The 18052-nt window shown below is 49.0% G+C and carries 18 protein-coding genes; 5 read left to right on the plus strand and 13 right to left on the minus strand.

What is annotated here, in order from left to right; translation table 11 throughout:
- Window positions 1-17: 17 nt before the first annotated feature.
- Window positions 18-1241, plus strand: coding sequence for a DesA family fatty acid desaturase (locus OSH01_RS06250; RefSeq protein ID WP_266123214.1), 1224 nt, complete (start codon window positions 18-20; stop codon window positions 1239-1241).
- Window positions 1238-3532 (plus strand): UvrD-helicase domain-containing protein, encoded by a 2295-nt coding sequence (locus OSH01_RS06255; protein WP_266123215.1) that lies wholly within the window; start codon window positions 1238-1240, stop codon window positions 3530-3532. Before OSH01_RS06250 ends, OSH01_RS06255 begins: the two co-directional genes overlap by 4 nt.
- Before the next feature lie 31 nt (window positions 3533-3563).
- Here the strand turns inward: OSH01_RS06255 and OSH01_RS06260 are convergent, their stop codons facing one another.
- The 8 genes from OSH01_RS06260 to OSH01_RS06295 form a co-directional block, all read right to left on the minus strand.
- On the minus strand, window positions 3564-5492 hold the full coding sequence (locus OSH01_RS06260; protein WP_266123216.1) for an ATP-binding cassette domain-containing protein: 1929 nt from the start codon (window positions 5490-5492) through the stop codon (window positions 3564-3566).
- The gene (gene prmB, locus OSH01_RS06265; protein WP_266123217.1) at window positions 5489-6412 is read right to left on the minus strand and encodes a 50S ribosomal protein L3 N(5)-glutamine methyltransferase; all 924 of its coding nucleotides are present in this window, start codon (window positions 6410-6412) and stop codon (window positions 5489-5491) included. Before prmB ends, OSH01_RS06260 begins: the two co-directional genes overlap by 4 nt.
- On the minus strand, window positions 6406-7542 hold the full coding sequence (gene dapE / locus OSH01_RS06270) for a succinyl-diaminopimelate desuccinylase (RefSeq protein WP_266123218.1): 1137 nt from the start codon (window positions 7540-7542) through the stop codon (window positions 6406-6408). Before dapE ends, prmB begins: the two co-directional genes overlap by 7 nt.
- Window position 7543: 1 nt before the next feature.
- Window positions 7544-8362: a 2,3,4,5-tetrahydropyridine-2,6-dicarboxylate N-succinyltransferase gene (gene dapD, locus OSH01_RS06275; RefSeq protein WP_266123219.1), complete on the minus strand. Its 819-nt coding sequence runs from the start codon at window positions 8360-8362 to the stop codon at window positions 7544-7546.
- Between the two features lie 130 nt (window positions 8363-8492).
- The gene (locus OSH01_RS06280; protein ID WP_266123220.1) at window positions 8493-8870 is read right to left on the minus strand and encodes a hypothetical protein; all 378 of its coding nucleotides are present in this window, start codon (window positions 8868-8870) and stop codon (window positions 8493-8495) included.
- Between the two features lie 290 nt (window positions 8871-9160).
- Entirely contained in the window at window positions 9161-9454 is a 294-nt protein-coding gene (locus tag OSH01_RS06285) for a hypothetical protein (RefSeq protein ID WP_266123221.1), read from the minus strand.
- Between the two features lie 369 nt (window positions 9455-9823).
- A complete protein-coding gene (locus OSH01_RS06290) occupies window positions 9824-10468 on the minus strand; it encodes a transposase (protein ID WP_266123222.1) in 645 nt (214 codons plus the stop codon).
- A 476-nt stretch (window positions 10469-10944) separates the two neighbouring features.
- Window positions 10945-11400, minus strand: coding sequence for a hypothetical protein (locus OSH01_RS06295; protein WP_266123223.1), 456 nt, complete (start codon window positions 11398-11400; stop codon window positions 10945-10947).
- Window positions 11401-11604: 204 nt separating this feature from the next.
- Between OSH01_RS06295 and OSH01_RS06300 the strand changes: the two genes are divergently transcribed.
- Genes OSH01_RS06300 through OSH01_RS06310 form a run of 3 tightly spaced genes read left to right on the plus strand, consistent with a single transcriptional unit; the run spans window position 11605 to window position 13151 of the window.
- A complete protein-coding gene (locus tag OSH01_RS06300) occupies window positions 11605-12090 on the plus strand; it encodes a prepilin-type N-terminal cleavage/methylation domain-containing protein (protein ID WP_266123224.1) in 486 nt (161 codons plus the stop codon).
- A complete protein-coding gene (gene gspI / locus OSH01_RS06305; protein ID WP_266123225.1) occupies window positions 12091-12489 on the plus strand; it encodes a type II secretion system minor pseudopilin GspI in 399 nt (132 codons plus the stop codon). It abuts the gene before it with no gap.
- 8 nt (window positions 12490-12497) lie between these two features.
- The gene (locus OSH01_RS06310; RefSeq protein ID WP_266123226.1) at window positions 12498-13151 is read left to right on the plus strand and encodes a prepilin-type N-terminal cleavage/methylation domain-containing protein; all 654 of its coding nucleotides are present in this window, start codon (window positions 12498-12500) and stop codon (window positions 13149-13151) included.
- Between the two features lie 80 nt (window positions 13152-13231).
- On the opposite strand, the gene OSH01_RS06315 is transcribed toward OSH01_RS06310, so the two are convergent.
- The 5 genes from OSH01_RS06315 to OSH01_RS06335 all read right to left on the minus strand — a co-directional run bounded on the left by OSH01_RS06315 (window position 13232) and on the right by OSH01_RS06335 (window position 18035).
- A complete protein-coding gene (locus OSH01_RS06315; RefSeq protein WP_266123227.1) occupies window positions 13232-13480 on the minus strand; it encodes a hypothetical protein in 249 nt (82 codons plus the stop codon).
- A 56-nt stretch (window positions 13481-13536) separates the two neighbouring features.
- A complete protein-coding gene (locus tag OSH01_RS06320; protein ID WP_266123228.1) occupies window positions 13537-13962 on the minus strand; it encodes an Ivy family c-type lysozyme inhibitor in 426 nt (141 codons plus the stop codon).
- A gap of 174 nt (window positions 13963-14136) precedes the next feature.
- Window positions 14137-15822, minus strand: a complete 1686-nt coding sequence (locus OSH01_RS06325) for an ABC transporter permease (protein WP_266123229.1) — start codon at window positions 15820-15822, stop codon at window positions 14137-14139.
- A gap of 12 nt (window positions 15823-15834) precedes the next feature.
- On the minus strand, window positions 15835-16920 hold the full coding sequence (locus OSH01_RS06330; RefSeq protein ID WP_266123230.1) for an ABC transporter ATP-binding protein: 1086 nt from the start codon (window positions 16918-16920) through the stop codon (window positions 15835-15837).
- Between the two features lie 80 nt (window positions 16921-17000).
- Window positions 17001-18035, minus strand: coding sequence for an ABC transporter substrate-binding protein (locus OSH01_RS06335; RefSeq protein WP_266123231.1), 1035 nt, complete (start codon window positions 18033-18035; stop codon window positions 17001-17003).
- Between the last annotated feature and the right edge of the window lie 17 nt (window positions 18036-18052).

The raw sequence follows: 18052 nt of genomic DNA on the forward strand, positions 1-18052 counted from the left end.
TCTCATCTACTAGGTCTATGCAAGCATTCTTATCTTTTTTGGCTGGTGGTATTTTGCAACTTTCGTGGTGGCAACTTATTGTCGTCACGCTTCTGCTAACGCACTTTACCATTATTTCAGTCACCGTTTTTTTGCACCGTAGTCAAGCACACCGTGGCTTGGATTTACATCCAGCTGTCATGCATGTATTTCGCTTCTGGCTATGGTTGACAACAGGCATGGTTACCAAAGAGTGGGTAGCGATACACCGTAAACATCATGCTCGCTGCGAGCGTGAGGGTGACCCTCACTCTCCCGTCGTGTTTGGTTTAGGCAAGGTGTTTTTCCGCGGTGCCGAGTTGTACCGTCAAGAGGCTACTAATGCCGAGACACTTAAGCGTTTTGGGCATGGTACTCCCGACGATTGGCTAGAGCGCAATGTGTACACCAAGCACAGCTTGTTGGGCGTATTGATTATGCTCGCTATCGATGTGTCCTTATTTGGTTTCTTAGGCTTTACTGTGTGGGCTATTCAAATGGCCTGGATTCCATTCTGGGCTGCTGGGGTGGTGAATGGTTTAGGGCATGCCATTGGCTATCGTAACTTTGCCAGTCCAGACACTAGCACCAACGTATTTCCGTGGGGCATTATTATTGGTGGCGAAGAGCTCCATAATAATCACCATGCTTATGGCACCTCGGCTAAGTTTTCTAGCAAGTGGTACGAGTTTGACTTGGGTTGGTGCTATATCAGCGTACTCAAAGCATTTGGTTTGGCGAAGGTGAAAAAAGTAGCTCCTAAACTACGTTTAGAGCCAGCCAGCACGAGCACCTCTTTTGATAGTATTAGTTTAGAGACGCTGCAAGGTGTCATTACGCATCGCTATGAAATTTTAGCTCGCTATAGCGATATTATCCGTCATGCCGCAACCGAAGAAATCGACCGTTTGAAATTGAAAATCGATCGCAATACTCCTAATTGCTCCTGGTCTTTGCTTGAGCGTTGCCAAGACTGGATAGGTCGTGGTGATGAAGTGCTTAAGCCTGAAGAACGGGCCGAGCTGGAAAGCGTCGCCTCGGGTGACTCTCGTTTGTCTATTATTGTTCGCATGCAGCGTGAGCTAGCAGGCATTTGGGAAAGCTCTAGTGCTTCTAGCGAACAGTTGTTGGCCGATTTGCAAGCATGGTGCCAGCGCGCACAACAAAGTGGAATTGATAGTCTTGAGCAATTCGCCTTGCGGTTGCGTCGTTATGCAGCATGATAGACAGGCTTAATCCACAGCAACAGGCAGCAGTCACATTACCCGCCGGTCACGCATTAGTGCTGGCGGGAGCAGGTAGCGGGAAAACTAGTGTGTTAACCACCCGTATGGCGTGGTTAATTCAAACAGGGCAGATAAGCCCTGCCGGCCTAGCCGCCGTTACCTTTACCAATAAAGCCGCGCGCGAAATGCTGACGCGGCTTACTGCTTTATTGCCTATCGACACCCGCGGTATGTGGGTGGGTACGTTTCATGGCCTTTGCAATCGCCTGTTGCGCTTACACTATCGCGATGCTGGTTTAGTGCAAACCTTTCAAATTCTCGATATGGCGGACCAGCAGGCGTGTATTAAGCGTGTGCTCAAAGCGCATAATATCGATGATGAGAAGTTTCCCCCTAAAGAGGTGCAGCGTTTTATTAATAGCTGCAAAGACGAGGGCTTGCGCCCTGAAGCGGTAGAGGCTTACGACCCGCATAGACGGCGCTTGGTAGAGCTTTATACCTTATACCAAGAGCAATGCGAACGTGAAGGTGTAGTGGATTTTGCAGAGCTGCTGCTGCGCTCTTACGAGCTACTTAGCCGTAATGGGCCTTTGCGTGAGCATTATCAACGTCGCTTTCAGCATTTACTCATTGATGAGTTCCAAGATACGAACCGTTTGCAGTATCGCTGGTTACAGTTGCTCGCGGGGCCGCAAACTAGTCTGTTCGCTGTAGGGGACGATGATCAGTCTATCTACGCCTTTCGCGGTGCGAATGTGGGCAATATGGCGGATTTCGAGCGGGATTATGCCAAGGGTAATGTGATACGCCTCGAGCAAAACTACCGTTCATGTGGCCATATTTTGGACGCTGCGAACGCCTTAATCTCGCACAATACAGGGCGTTTAGGAAAAGACCTTTGGACTGACAGTGGTGCAGGCGAGTTGATTCGTATCAACGAGCAGTCGTCGGATGGTCAAGAGGCGCAGTGGATCTTGGAAGAGATTAAGTCCTTGATTCAGGAAGGGCGGGACCGGCGAGAAATAGCAATCTTGTACCGGAGTAATGCACAGTCGCGCATTATTGAACATCAGCTATTCACGCATGGCATCGCCTATAAGGTGTATGGCGGACAACGATTCTTTGAGCGCCAAGAGATTAAGCACGCCTTGGCTTACCTGCGATTAACGGATAACCTGGATGATGACACAGCCTTTTTACGCGTGGTGAATTTTCCTACCCGAGGGATAGGAGCGCGTTCTATTGAGCAGTTAATGGATTTAGCTCGCGAGCGTGGTGTCAGTTTAATGCGCGCCATACCTTATATGCAGGGTAGGGCCGCTGCTGCCTTGGGGCGCTTTGCCGGCATCATTCAGGAACTGGCTAACCAGGGTCAAGTGCTTAGCTTACCGGAACTCATCGAACATACCGTGCACGAAAGTGGCTTGTTAGCTCATTATCAAGCCGATCGTGAGGGGGCGGAGCGTTTAGAAAACTTGCAAGAGCTTGTGAATGCTGCGACCGTATTTGTGCAAGAAGAAAACGCCTCTGATTTACCCGCAGGGCGTATCCCTGATGAGCCGGCTGGCGCTGATCCGGTCACGGGTATCACTCCCCCAGCAGCGATGTCACCTTTAGGTGGGTTTTTAACTCACGCCTCCCTAGAGGCGGGGGATAATCAGGCTCAACAAGGTCAAGATGCTGTGCAGTTGATGACCATTCATGCAGCGAAGGGTCTAGAGTTTGATGCGGTATTTATTACTGGCCTGGAAGAAGGGCTATTTCCGCATGAAAATAGCCTGATGGATGCGGGTGGCGTCGAGGAAGAGCGGCGTTTGATGTATGTGGCTATTACAAGGGCACGGCAGCGCTTGTATATTACTTTAGCGCAAAGTCGAATGTTGCATGGACAGACACGTTATGCCTTACGCTCACGGTTTTTAGATGAGCTACCTGATGAGCATGTAAAGTATTTGTCGCCACGTTATCAAATGGCAGCAAGCCACTTAAGTGCAGAGCTTGACTCAACCTTTGGCTCGGGCGGGGCGTTTCGCCGTGGGCAGTCTTGGCAAGCTTCTAAGGGTAGCAGTGCCACGCCTTATGGCGGACGCAGTACTACCTCTAGCCTAGAGGTAAATGGCCAGGTTTTCCGAGTGGGGCAGGGCGTGCAGCACGCTAAGTTTGGCGAGGGTACGGTCTTGAGTTTGCAAGGGAATGGACAAGACGCCCAAGCGCAGATTCAGTTCCGCGAGGTAGGGACTAAGACCTTAGCCTTAGCAATAGCCAAGCTTGATATTATCGCTGCATAAAAAAGGGCCTAGGGCCCTTTTTTTATGGTTTTTAGTGGTCGCTTTGAGCTAAGGTTTCGATTTGCTCTTGTAAGTCTAGCCACTGCTCTTCTAGCTCTGTGTGTTGCTTGCTTAGCTCACCGTGCTCAGCCAGCAGTTGAGGTCGCTCATCTTTATATTGATCAGTATAAAAGTTTGGGTCTTGCATGAGCAGGTCTAGCTCTTGCAGTCGTTCGCCGGTTTTCTCCATTTGGCTTTCTATTTTACCCAGCTGCTTGTCCAAAGGCTTACGCAATTGGGCCAAACGTTGTCGTGTTTCCGCTTCTTGGCGCCGTTGCGTGCGACGATCAACACTGTTGCTGTCGTCTTGCTGCAATGCGCGAGTTTCCTTGCGCGCATCAGCTCTGGCACTTGCATTACGGCTTAACAGCCAGTCGCGGTAGTCTTCAAGGTCACCGTCAAATTCTTGCACTTGACCATCGGCCACAATCCAAAACTCGTCAACGGTAGAGCGTAATAAATGCCTATCGTGCGATACCAGCAAGACGCTGCCTTCATAGCCAGCCAAGGCGGTCGCTAGGGCTTCACGCGTGTCGACATCTAAGTGGTTAGTAGGCTCATCCAGAAGCAGCAGATTAGGCTTTTGCCATACAATCAGTGCCAGCGCTAAGCGAGCTTTCTCACCGCCTGAAAATGGTGCCGTGGGATTAGAAGCCATATCGCCACTAAATCCAAAGCTACCCAGATAATTGCGTAACTCTTGTTCGCGTACATCGGGGGCCAGCCTAGCTAAGTGCTGTAACGGTGAGGAGTCGGGGTCTATCATGTCTAGCTGGTGCTGGGCAAAATAGCCAATTTCTAGCCCCTTAGCGGCTACTTTTTCTCCGCTTAATGGGGCTTGTTGCCCAGCTAAGGTTTTTATCAGTGTACTTTTCCCCGCGCCGTTCATTCCTAAAATGCCGATACGGCCTCCGCCACGCACCATTAATTGAACATTTTTTAAGATAGCCGTGCTGCCATAGCCTAGGTCGGCTTTGTCCAGTGTAAGTAGTGGGTCGGGCACGTAGGTGGGCGAAGGCAACTGTATGCTTATACTACTGTCTTCTTTTAGCGGGGCTAGCAGTTGCATGCGCGATAAAGCCTTAACCCGACTTTGTGCTTGTTTGGCTTTGGTTGCTTGAGCTTTAAAGCGATCAATAAACGACTGCAAGCGTGCAGCTTCCCGCGTTTGGCGCTGATAAGCAATTTGTGCCTGTTGCATGCGTTCTGCACGCTGCATGATAAAGTCGTGATAACCGCCTTTGTAGCGCACCAGTTTGTGATGATCAATGTGCAAAATGGCTTTGGCTACGGCATCCAAAAACTCAGTGTCGTGGGAAATCAGTAATACTGTCCCCGGGTAGCTGACCAACCAACGCTCTAGCCATAGCATGGCATCTAAGTCTAAGTGGTTAGTGGGCTCATCTAGTAAGAGTAGATCGGAGGGAGCCATCAGGGCGCGAGCCAGCGCTAGTCGCATTTGCCACCCACCAGAGAAATGTCCCACGGGCAGCAGCCACTCTTCGGGTTTAAAGCCAAGGCCGGCTAACAACTGTTCTGCGCGAGACGGTGCGGTCCAAGCATCGGCCTCAAGTAAAGCTGCCTCCAGTTCAGCGATACGTTGACCGTCATCGTCATGGGTTGCCGCGCGTTGGTCTTGCAAGCGGCGCAGGTCGCGGTCGCCGTCAATGACGAACTCTCGCGCAGGGCGATCTCGATCGGCTATATGTTGTTCCACGCTGGCAATACGCCAGCTTTCGGGCATGCTTAAGTGGCCGGCGTCTAGATCGAGCTCGCCTTGTAATAGAGCAAATAGGGTAGTTTTACCTGCACCATTTTTACCGACTAAGCCAACGCGTTCGCCGGGGTGTATGGTGAATTCACTTTGGTCCAACAGCACTTTAACGCCACGGCGTAAGCTGATTCCACTGGCGCGTATCACGAGACTAATTGCTCCCGTTGCAATAAAAGAATTTGGTCAGTGCTGTTTTCTGTACTGAGCCAAACAGGCTCTAGCTCGGGAAAGGCAGCGCAGAAGTGCTCATATTCGTGGCCGATTTCCAGCACTAAAATGCCCTCGGGTTGAAGGAAGTCTGGAGCCGCCTGCAGGATGCGCCGAACCAAGTCCATGCCGTCGTCACCGCCAGCTAAGGCCATATTGGGTTCGTGTAAGTACTCTTTGGGCAAGTTGTCCATAGAGTGTTGATTTACGTAGGGTGGGTTGCAGATAATGAGGTCGTAGCGTTGTGCAGGAAGGTCGTCAAATAGATTGCTCTGGTGCAAAGATAAACGATCTTCTAGGCCGTAATCGCTGACATTCAGGCGGGCGACTTCTAGCGCTTCGGAGGATAAATCTACTGCATCAACGCGTGCTTCGGGGAATGCCAAGGCGCACAGTATTGCTAAGCAGCCGGAACCTGTACACATGTCTAAGGCATGCTGTACTTGAGAGGGGTCTGATATCCAAGGCTGCAGTTGTTCTTCGAGCAGCTCGGCGATGGGGGAGCGTGGCACGATGGTGGCGGGACTAACGCGAAAGCTATGTCCTTGTAACCACGCTTGGCCGGTTAAGTAGGCGGCGGGACACTGTTCGTTAACACGTCGTGTAATAAGTGCGATGTAGCGCTCACGTTCGCTTGCTAACAGGCGTGCATCTAAGAACGGTTCGAGCTGGTCTAGTGGTAAGTTCAGGCTATGCAAGAGAAGATAGACCGCCTCGTCCCAAGCATTGTCACTACCATGGCCAAAGCTTAGGGTGTCGTGGTTTAAATAAGAGACCGCCCAGCGTAAGAGGTCGCGTAAAGTGAGCAGTTCGCGTTGCGCTGAGGCTTGCTCGGCAGCGCTGATATGATGTTCTAGCACAGCAAGTTTTCCAATGTACGACGATAAATATTTTTCAGTTTTTCCAGATCGGCCAAATCGACATGTTCGTTAATTTGGTGAATGCTGGCGTTAAGGGGGCCAAACTCAATAAGCTGGGGACAGATTTTAGCGATAAAACGCCCATCGGAAGTACCCCCGGTAGTGGAAAGTTCAGCTTGCACTCCTGTTTCTGCTTGAATCGCTGCTTTGAGCGCTTCGCTGAGTGCCCCCTCAGGGGTCAAAAATGGTTCAGCGCCCAGGGTCCAGCGCAGCTCAAACGGAACCTTATGTTGGTGCAAGATGCCTTCCACTTCAGCCTGTAAGGTAGCAGGTGTGTGTTCCGTGCTGAAGCGAAAGTTTAGCTCAAGGTCTAGGTAGCCTGGTATGACGTTCCCGGCGCCAGTGCCAGCATGGATATTAGAAATTTGCATGCTGGTAGGGGGGAAGTCGACATTGCCGGCATCCCACATGCGATCGCATAACTGCTGCAAGGCAGGACTAAGTAAATGTATGGGGTTGCTTGCTAGTTGGGGGTAAGCCACATGACCTTGTTTTCCAAGGACTCGCAAGTGCCCGGATAGTGAGCCTCTGCGGCCATTTTTTATAGTATCGCCAAAGACTTGGTTGCTGCTAGGTTCGCCAACGATACAGTAATCTAGAGTGAGGCCGCGCTCTTGGAGCTGTTCGCAGACATAGGCTGTGCCGTCAGTGGCAGGGCCTTCTTCGTCTGAGGTGATTAGTAGGGCAATCGCGCCTTGATGCTCAGGAAAATCACCAAGGAACTCGTGGCAGGCACAAATAAATGCAGCAATCGACGCTTTCATGTCCGCGGCGCCCCTGCCATATAGTTTACCTTGGCGTATGGTGGCTTCAAAGGGGGGGCTATCCCATTGCTCAAGTGGCCCCGTGGGCACCACATCCGTATGGCCAGCAAAAACAAATAGGGGGGCGGCTTCCCCTTTTTGTGCCCACAGATTACTGACCGAACCACGAGGCAAGTGCTCAATGACAAAACCTAGTGGTTGTAGTAACTCTGCAATACGTTGTTGGCAACCAGCATCGTTAGGGGTGACTGAAGGCCTTTGTAGCAGGTCTGTCAGGAGTACCTGAGGAGAGGGAAAGGTGCTCATATTAGCTTCGTAGTAAATCATTAATACTGGTTTTAGCACGTGTGCGGGCGTCGACACGTTTCACAATGATGGCGCAGGCCAAGCTATGACTGCCATCCTCAGCAGGCAATGAGCCCGGGACGACCACAGAACCTGACGGAACCCTACCATAGAAAACCTCACCTGTCTGACGGTCATAAATACGGGTGCTCTGCGATAGATAAACACCCATAGAAAGGACGCTATTTTCTTCCACAATGACCCCTTCGACAATTTCTGATCGGGCACCAATAAAGCAATTGTCTTCAATGATAGTGGGATTGGCTTGTAACGGCTCAAGTACCCCTCCTATGCCGACACCTCCCGAAATATGCACGTGCTTACCAATTTGAGCGCAAGACCCTACTGTAGCCCACGTGTCAATCATGGTGCCTGTGTCGATGTAAGCGCCGATATTGACGTAGCTTGGCATTAGCACAACGTCGGGAGCGATATAGGCCCCGTGACGTACGTGAGCGCCGGGAGTGACCCGTATCTGTAGGCGAGCGAAATCGGCCTCTTGGTAGTGTTCAAATTTCATGGGCACTTTGTCATAAAAATGATTAGGTGCCTGGCCTGTGAGGCGATTGGCTGCTAGTTTAAAGCTAAGCAATATGGCTTTTTTAAGCCAGTCGTGTACGAGCCATGAGTGCGCTTTTTTTTCGGCTAAACGCAGAGAGCCTTGATCAAGCTGATTTAACACATGGTGCAAGGCAGCACGTAATTCCGGCGCTGGACTGTCACTATTGAGTTGCGTGCGATTGTCCCAAGCGGCTGATATGATGGCTTGTAGGCTGTGCATAGGTAGGTCCTGGAGCGGGGGTCATCAATAAAAGCAAGAGGATGACGATAAAGAACCTAGTAAGAATAACCGAGCCTGACAGACAAACGGGATATTTTTATAGTTGTATATACAATATTAATGTTTGATCTTAGAGAGCTAAGTCGCGTTGCAAGTCTTGCAAAAGATCTTTGGCGATTTCTTTCTGAATGTAGGGGCTGAGTCTTTCTTCGCCATGGCTTAACACGACACTGATATGGCTAGAGCCTTCGGCGTTGGATTGTGGCTTAATACGTGAAATGCCTAGGGAACGGATGCTTGAACTGGGATGATAGCGGCCTTGAAAGAGCAGCCCTTGTTCTGTGTCTAGCGTAATGGATAGGGTTTGCTTAAGGATGAGCCGTACACACACCGCGTAAACTAGGACCAGTAAGAAGAGGTAAGGCAGGCTGTTATCGCGTCCTAAAAGACTGATAATAGGAATGCCACCTACAAAAAATAATACTAGTGCGGGTAGCCAGTATGCCATAAGGCGTTTTCTGAGATTTTGAGCCGCTGAATACCGATTACCGTAAACACGGTAAGTTCGTTGGGTACCCAAATTGGTTTGAGTGTAAAAGGAATGCTGAAGACTGATCATAGCGGCACAAAATAAATATAGTTATAGAGCAGGCATTCACATTCTATCTAAAGATAATGAAAGTTATATTTCTTGATGAAAATAATAATTATGGTTTTTAGTGTTGTCGTTATTTTAGGTAGCGTAGCAGAGAACAATAAGCGGATACAAGCTTTTTGTTATCCGCTTAGGTAAAAATATTAATTTTGCACACGTATTTCAAAATAAGCCTCGCACTCTCCTAGTTCGCGAAAGGCTTCTTGGTAAGCACGTGTAGCCGCCTGCTGCCACTGCTTAGCTAAAAAGATGTCGTGCTCGTTGAGTTCTTGAACATCAGTTTCTTCGACTTGTCTCCATGCTTTATAAGCTTCGATAACGCTGTCCGAGCTGCGTAGACTGCGCTCTAGGCTACGCCGAAAGCGGTATTCAGTGCTTTGACGCAATGCTTCGGGCAAGTCTTTAGGGGCATCATGTAGTGTGACGGTGTAGTCCATGGTGATATTTTTGCTGTGTATAAAAACAGTAGATTAGCAGGTCTATCGATTTTGTGCAGTAAGTTTTTTACAGACGGTTCTTGTGATGTTTACCGCGTTTACGAGGCCACGGCGACGGCTGTAAGCCAACTAAAGGGTGATATTAAATAGTATTACTTTTAGTAATTAAATAAATTGTTTTTGAGTAAAATAATTTTATTTCTATTTATTACATTTAATGTGGTTTGCGCATTGTTTGCTCATTGCTTTATTGATTTTTGTATAAATCTGGTGTCGGTAGTGGCAATATATCTTGTGCAGGCCTAAGCATGCTCGCTTGCAACGTTAGTGAGTGGATTGTGGTGTTTTGGGGGGTAGGGCAGTAAAGCACTAATCGGTAAAGTTGCCACTTGTGCGCGACTGTTCTAGTAAGGTATGGAGCAATCCTAGGTTCACACGAAACCCGCAGTTGTCATGTTCTAGCAGACCGCTTTTTTTCAAGCAGCGGTCGATCATCTGGATGACTTTAGGATGACAAGTGATTTTGCGGATGTCGTCCGTGAAAAAGTCGCCTTCAGGTAAAGGGTCCGAGGTTTGATTTAGCCCTATAAACCACCGCCACAGCATGTTGTAGCGCATTTGTTCGCATACGTGTTGGATATTGCAGCAGGAATAAACGATCTGGAGTATCCAAATACGGATGCCCATGGCGACTCGATCGCGGCCGTTATGGTGGATGCCTAAGTTATGTAAGAGGGCGTTTTCGTAGGCAAAGGCTTCATCGATGGCTTCGCGTAATTTTAATAAAGGATGATTTAAGTCGGGTAAGTAAGAGCTCAACTTGGTGACATCTCCCCACATACGATAAGAAATAATGCAGACCCATGGGGCGTCGTATCGGTGAACGATGACGGGCCCCACGGTACGGGCGACGTTTACCCACTCAGAGAGCTTTTCGTCCAAGGCGGTCATGGTGATTTTTTGACCGGCAATGTTTGTGTTCTGTAAGCTTGCTTGCATTTTGTTTCTCGTCATTCCTTGTTCACCCACTTAAGGGCAATCTTTTGGGGCTGTCGTGTGGTTTCAGTGAAACCCGCAAGTAAATGTGGCTTATGTTGTTTTTCAACATAAGGTTGTCTTTTTCTTGCATTGTTCTGGATGATTAACACTAGGAGGTTTTTTTGTTTGTTAAATCATCTCTCTACTTTAAATTAATTAAATTACTTTATGGTGAAATCAAATCCCCATTTCTAGAATATTTTGATTTTTATTTTTGTTGTTAAGTGAATTTTGATTTATTTTTTTACTTTGCTTTTGGTTTTGTTTAGGTGTAAAGCGTTATTTTTTAAAATCATGTTTTATGCGGCTTTCACACGCTTTTTTGTTTTTGTTTGGTGTTGTTTATAGCGTTATTTATTCGATTCCTGTGCTGTTCTTGGTTGTTCTATGTTTCAGTAATGTGAATCGCACTCGGGGAAACTGTCATATAAGCTCATTTAACGACTAAATAATTAATTTGTGAGTTGATCTTTTGATACGCTCCGTAGCAACACTCCCTCTTGGATAGTGGTCGGCTCTAAGCTGATGGTATAGCTACGCTGGTGATGCGTGATAGTGATGGCATGGGGGGCGATCTGGCTTAAGCGTAGCTCAGGAGCCAGTAGGTCGCCCGCTGTATAGGCTTGTGACGCTTGGTTATTTACGCGCACCAAGGCAACCTCATTGCCAGAGTGATGAATAATGCCTAGTAACTCTATATTAAGTTGTATATCGCCAGGCTCCAACCAGCGTGTCATGTGTTGGCTTGTTGAGTCACTGTTAAAAATGATGGGTTTAGTAATGCTAACGGAAGCTTCGTATGGCTGGAAAAAATCCATATAACAGTAGATGGCGCTTATTGCTGCGAGTAATACTCCTAAAGTATGAGTAGATGCTTTTTTGCTTATCCAAGGGGACGATCTGTTCATGGCATATGCTCCGGGTATACAGCTATAGAAGTAAAAGCTTAGAGGACTAAGTGATTAGTGCACGTGCGTTTCAATGGGGGTCATTACTTCGCCATATATGGCTTTTATAATCAAATAAGCAACCCATCTTAAATCTGTCGTTGATATACCCTATTTTTCATCGTGCTTGTTGCGTCGGTATGAAAAAGGTCTTTTGGAGCCTTTATGCAAAAACCGTCTACTCAGCTAGGATTTTCATTAATTGAAGTAATGCTAGTATTAGTTTTACTGGGTATTGCTACGGCGGTAATTAGCGTGGCGGTGCAGCCTCACCCAGGTGCCTTATTGCGGCACGAAGCTGAAGCCCTCGCGCAGCGCCTAGCCGCAGCTCAGTCAGAAGTACGCGTAGATGGTCGATTGGTGGTCTGGCAGGCTGACCCGCAGGGCTACTTCTTCAGTCGGGTGCGTTGGTTACAGAACGATCACCAAGAAATGCCCGTCATGAGTACCCACGGTGATCTAGATAATTTCGAGCATCATGAGCTTTTACGGCCGCGATCTTGGTCGTTGCAAGGGGTGCAGGTACAGTCGATAAGCCCTTTACTGTTGCATGACGAATGGTTTTCGTCTGCGTGGAAAATTGAGTTGCATCACGAAGGACATCAGGTGACGATCAGTCGTGATGCTCGTGGACAGTTTGGGGTGGAATAAATGCAAGGTTTCACTACTACGCTGGGCTGTCGTAGCAAGCAAACGGGGTTTACGCTCGTGGAAGTATTAGTGGCATTGGCTATCGTCAGTGTCGCTCTGGCTGCTTTTGTACGCCTAAGCTCCCAGTCAATTCAAAGCCAGCAATTATTGGAACAAGCTCAGTGGGCGTGGCTAGCGGCAGATAATAGCGCAGCCGAATTAGCACTGGGTAAAGTCCCCGAGCTCGGTATGCATCAGTTTTCTTGCCCGCAAGATAGCTATGAGTTTATTTGCCGCGTGCTGGTCAGAGAGAGCGGCGGTGATTTACGTGCGGTCACTGTGCAGGTATATGCTGATGTTCATAGTGAGCATCGTTTAGCTAGTTTAACCACTCTCGTATTACCTCATTCGTTTCCTTAGGTGACAACATGGATACAGCACACCTATGTAAGCGGCAAACTGGCTTTAGCTTAATTGAGATCATGGTCGTGATCACCATCATGGCATTGATCAGTGTTATGGCTTGGCAGGGGATAGACAGTATGCAGCGCAGTCAAAGCATATTGCAGCAACGGGCAGATGACCAAACTCAGGTATTGCGTGCCTTGCAACAGTTTGAGCGAGATTGGGCGTGGGGGACTCGTGTAGAGTTAGCGCAAGATGCTGGCTGGTATCTCGGGCCGGAAATGGCCCCGAAGGATAAGTTCATGTTATTGCCCGCCTCAATTCTCCTTGGGTCGGCTAAAGTGCCTCGCACTATAGAGTGGGTGCGTGCTGCGCCCGCCGCGCCTGGTCAGTGGTTACGTGTACGCTGGTGGCTGAAAGATCACACTTTATATCGTAGCGTTGGGTTCAGTGCAGCCTATTATCCCTTGGTGGCGCCTAACGAAGAGCAAGCGGTGCCAGTGCTTGAGGGAGTGAGGTCATTTAGGGTTAGGGCTTGGGAGCCCGGATATGGATGGCGAGAGGTGCCGCATTCTGCTTCTGTGACGCAGCAGGCTACCGGCATAGAACTTAGTGTCACGCGTGTCACCCAGACAGGTCGGGCACTGACGTATAGACGAGTTTTTCCATTCGTATAGTACGTAGAGAACAAAAATGCCTCGATGCTAATTAACGCATACGAGGCATTTCTGGGTGCTATGTTTTTGTGTGGCGCAGACTAATCCAGTTGGGCCTTTGCCTGAGCCTTAAGCTGTGCCCATTGTGTTGGGTCGCTTTTTAGTTGAGCGGCGTACTGTAAGCCGAGTTCTTGCAACTGCAATGCGGCGTCTGTGTCTATCTCTACGTCCAGTTCACGTTCTGCATACCGAACAATAGCGTCCTCATCGTTCAACAGCGCTACCTTTTGGTCAAGCGAAAGGGAGCCGGAGCTTAAAATACTATCAAGAATATCAAATAATGATCGCATAACTTAGCCTCTAAAGTGGTGGGTGAGTGGGCTAGCGTGGACGAAGAACCTAACGTTTAAAACAAATACTTAGCCAATATGCGGATGTGGTCTAAGTCTGTGTTGCCTAGCCATTGTATGGTCGTGTTGCTGGCTATGTCGCTCGATGAGTAATCAGTCGTAACGAAAGCACCTGCGGAAATTTGTTTTTTATCGGGGTTGTACAGCACGACATAGCTTTCGGCAGGGCAGTTGTGGGGTTTGCAGCCGCTAAATACTTGGTAGCGCGTGCCGTCCAGTTCAGCCTCTTGTGCTGGCGTTGTGGTGCCGTATTCTTTTACCCATGGTGCGTCTTTGGCGATAGAGTTTGTAATGCGCGCAAACTCAGCCTTTAGAGCAGCGTCAGTAGTGACTGCTTCGGGCAGATAAACGGATTCTTGTGCATAGCTGCTACCCATGGAAACAGCCAAGGCAAGGGCGGCAAGAGTATATTTGCTGAACATTGAATTTCCTTAGGAAAAATGTGTCGTTACTAAAGCATAACAAGCTTATGTGGCATTGAGTGCAAGTTTCTGTTCAAGCAGCGGGAGTCTTAACGTTGTTTATACTTGGTGATCCCGTATTCGCCCGCTAAGGACTTCTGCCTTCGCTGACAGCGAAAGCAGAAGCTCAAATCATTATGACAAGCCTTGGCGGCGCTTGTAATAATTGCCGATATACATGGCCAGTAGCACTAGTACAGTCGAGATCAAAATCATAATGATCCCTAAGGCTGATAGCTTGCCCCATAAGCCGTCTTCAGCGAAGCTTAAGATTTGTACGGCGAGCACTTCTGTCCCTGGGCGTGAAAGCACGACAGAAACAGTCAGTTCGCGTATGTACATGGTTGCCATTAGTATCCATGCTGACACAACACCAGGAATCAGGAGCGGTACGATAATGCGCCGCATCGTCGTTAAGGAGCTTGCACCAGAAACTTGGGATGACTCCTCCAGATGTGAGTGTATTTGCACGAAAGCCGCTGATAAGGGGCGTATGCCATAAGGCAGATAGGCGGCAATGTAAGCAAGCAGTAAAGCGGTCAGGGTTGCATACAAGGGGGTTTGCACAAAGAACCACATAAAGCCTATGCCGATCACAATACCGGGGAAGGAAAATGACAGGAAACTTAACGTGTCCAAAAGGCCTGCCGCACGGGTTTTTAGCTTGACGACTACATAGGCGACAAACAGCGACAGGATTACCCCTAAGGTTGCTCCTACAATAGCTAGGTACAAGCTATTGCGCATGGCCAGTTGTGATAGCGGATCTTGGATGACGTCTATCCAGTGTGCCCAACTCATCATGGAAAATGCTTTCGCACTAGGTACCATGGAGTAGGGAATTAGAGACGTATAAAACAAGACGGCCACTGGCAGGACTATCATTAGCAGGCTTAACACCCCGACGATAATGAATAGAGGAAGTTTGGCTTTATTCAATTCAATCAAAGTGGGTTTAAAGCCACGGCTTGAAATCGTCACGTATTTACCGCTTTCCGCAGTCAGGTACCGATACAGTACGATAAGCCCTATCGACGCCGATAGTACGCTCATGCCTAGTGCGGCAGCTTTGCCGTAATCCGGGGCAAATCCCGTTGAGATCATTTCGTACAAATAGGTCGCTAAAACATCGACGCGTCCAGGTGTACCTAACACACGTGGCACGGCGTATGAGGCCAAGCTGCGTACGATAGCCAGAATAAAAGCGGCTAAAATAGCGGGTCGTAATACGGGTAAGGTGATGCGTACCAAAGTACGCCACACGCTGGCGCCAAACACGCGCGAAGACTCTTCCAACGAGACATCAAAAGAGGCCATAGCAGGCGCAATAATCAGGTAGGCGATAGGCATGTTGAGCAAGCCTTCCACTAATATCATGCCCCACAAGGAGTAGATATTGAAGGGGGCCTCTTCTAGCCCAAAGCCACTTTGCAGCATCATATTCAGCAAACCGTTCGATGGGTTCAGCAGCAAGGCCCAACTGACTGAAAACAGTAAGTGCGGAATCATCATGGGTACGATAGAAAGCACCGTAAACATGCCTTTTAAGGGCATGTTAGTACGGGTGTTCAAGTACGCCAGGAAAACGGCCAATACAGTAGAAAATACGGACGAGCCCACCACGAAAATAATCGTGTTGAGGGTGACTTCAAATAAAAAGGGGTCCGTATAAGCGGCGACGTATTTAGCCGTAGTAAAGTCGCCAAAAGCGGTTAAACCTTGTGAGAAACTACCTAGCACTAACATCAGTACTGGGCATAAGGTCAGAAAGCCAACAATGATGATTAACGACCAGGTTAACGGGGTACGAGATTGATTCATGGCCTCAGTCCCTTACGCCGACAAAAGCAGGCAGTGGGCAGGGTCTAGGCTAAACTGGACTGTATCGCCTTCTTTTACCTGTATGTCGGGGTCAATACGAGCCAATAATAGGCTGTCGCCAACCTGTACTTCTGCTTCGTAAACCTCGCCAACAAACTCCATGGCAGCAATGGTGCCACTTAGGTGGTTATGTCCTTCAGGTAAGACCTGGCTGCCTATGCGCACAAACTCGGGGCGTATGCATAGGGTTACTGTTGCACCGGGTGCGAGGTCGCGTTGCTGACATCGAATCAGGCCTAAAGTGCTTTCTACTTGGGTACAACCCTCTTCTTGTGTCCGCACGACGGCGTCTATTTGATTGGCGCGGCCGATAAAGTCGGCTACAAAACGATGATCAGCGTCAAAGTAAATTTTTTGTGGTGTGCCAATTTCAATAATATGACCTTTGCGCATCACCGCAATGGAGTCTGACAAGGCCAGGGCTTCGACGCGGTCGTGCGTGACGTAAACGGCGGTAATGTCCAGTTCATTGAGGAAACGTCGCAATTCTTTACGGGTTTCTTCCCGTAGCTTGGCATCTAAGTTACTTAGGGGTTCATCAAATAAAATGACTTTTGGCTCGGCCACGAGCGCCCGAGCCAAGGCCACCCGCTGTTGCTGCCCGCCAGACAACTTGGTGGCTGAGCGATGCTCTACACCTTCCAGTTGTACAAATTGCAGCGTGCGCATGACTTTTTCACGGATAACGTTTTTTTTCTCGCCTCGTACTTGCAAGGGGTAGGCGATGTTATCAAAGACAGTCATATGAGGCCAAATCGCGTAGGTCTGGAACACCATGCCAAGGCCGCGCTTTTCGGGGGGAATAGCAATGTTTTTCTTTTTGGACCAAACGACTTCGCCACCGATGCGGATCTCTCCGTCATCAGGGGTTTCCAAACCTACTATGCAGCGTAGCAACGTGGTTTTGCCACAGCCGCTGGGGCCGAGCAAAGTGAAAAACTCATTAGCGGGAATGGTCAGATTGATGTTGTCTAGGGCCTTGAAACTTTTGCCCTCTGAGACGTAGTTTTTGCACAGGCCGATGATGTCGATTTGCATAGTAAGTGAATAATTTCCATAAAAATACAACGAGGCGCTATGGCGCCTCGTCGGTAGTACAGGAGCTGGATAAGCGTCCTTTAACGGACAGCGAATATTTTGCTAAATTCGCGCCCCCAGCGGATCAGCTCTTCGTCACTTAAGTCACGAATGGCTTCCACTTTGGCTGTGTCCATATTCTTGATGGGTGGATGGATGCCTGGAGCCAACACATACTCACCGACGTCGTTGGCCAAAATGTTCATGGCTTCTTTCCCTAGCCAGAAATCCATAAATACCCGTGCTGCTTCGGGATGAGGAGCTTTTGAGGTCAGTGCAATTGCTCGTGGAGAGCCTAACAAGGGCTGACCTGATTGAGGCGCCCACGCCAAGGGGGCGGGGGCCTTGGTCACAATATACTTAGGCATGGAAATGGCGATGAGTTTTTCACCACTTTCAATCGGCGCAGGAGTAGGGCCAAACGAGGCGACAAACATGGGCTTGTTGGCAGCCAGACCTTGCAAAAAGCGTAGCCAGTCTTCTTCAGTGCTAAACACTTTTTCTTTTAAACCTACTAGCCAACCTATCGTAGAGGGATGATTAGAGGGGTTAGGCATGACGATTTTGTCCTTCCACTTAGGGTCGGCCAAATCTTCGTAACGGGCAGGAGCCTGGTCTGCACTTAAGTGATCGGTATTATAGAGATACGACACGTACTCTATACCAAACTGGATGATGGACTCATCGGCGACCGCCCACTCCGGGTAGCCTTCTAGCACCGGCGAGCGATAAGGAGCTAATACGCCTTGTTCTTTCAGTAGCTGCAACATAGGCAGGGGAGCCTGCACTACGTCGGCCAAAAGTTTGCCTGCATTAAATTCGGTCAGAATCGTGGGAATGAATTTTGAGCTTGCTATACGCGTGTATTTGCCTTGCACCCCTGTGGCTTGATCAAGCGCTTTCATGATGGGCTCAACAGCCGTGATGTTAGCGTAGAAAACGGCTTGGCCTTGCGCTCTAGCTTGTTCTAATAAGGCGGTTTGGCTAGCACGAGCTAACGGTAAACCACTGGCAAGTCCTGTGATGCCAGCAGCGCCGGCCAGTTTAAGAAATTGGCGGCGTTCAAAGCTTGTCATGGCAGTGTGCTCCACAT

Source organism: Alcaligenes endophyticus, assembly GCF_026344035.1.
Classification (GTDB): domain Bacteria; phylum Pseudomonadota; class Gammaproteobacteria; order Burkholderiales; family Burkholderiaceae_B; genus Alcaligenes; species Alcaligenes endophyticus.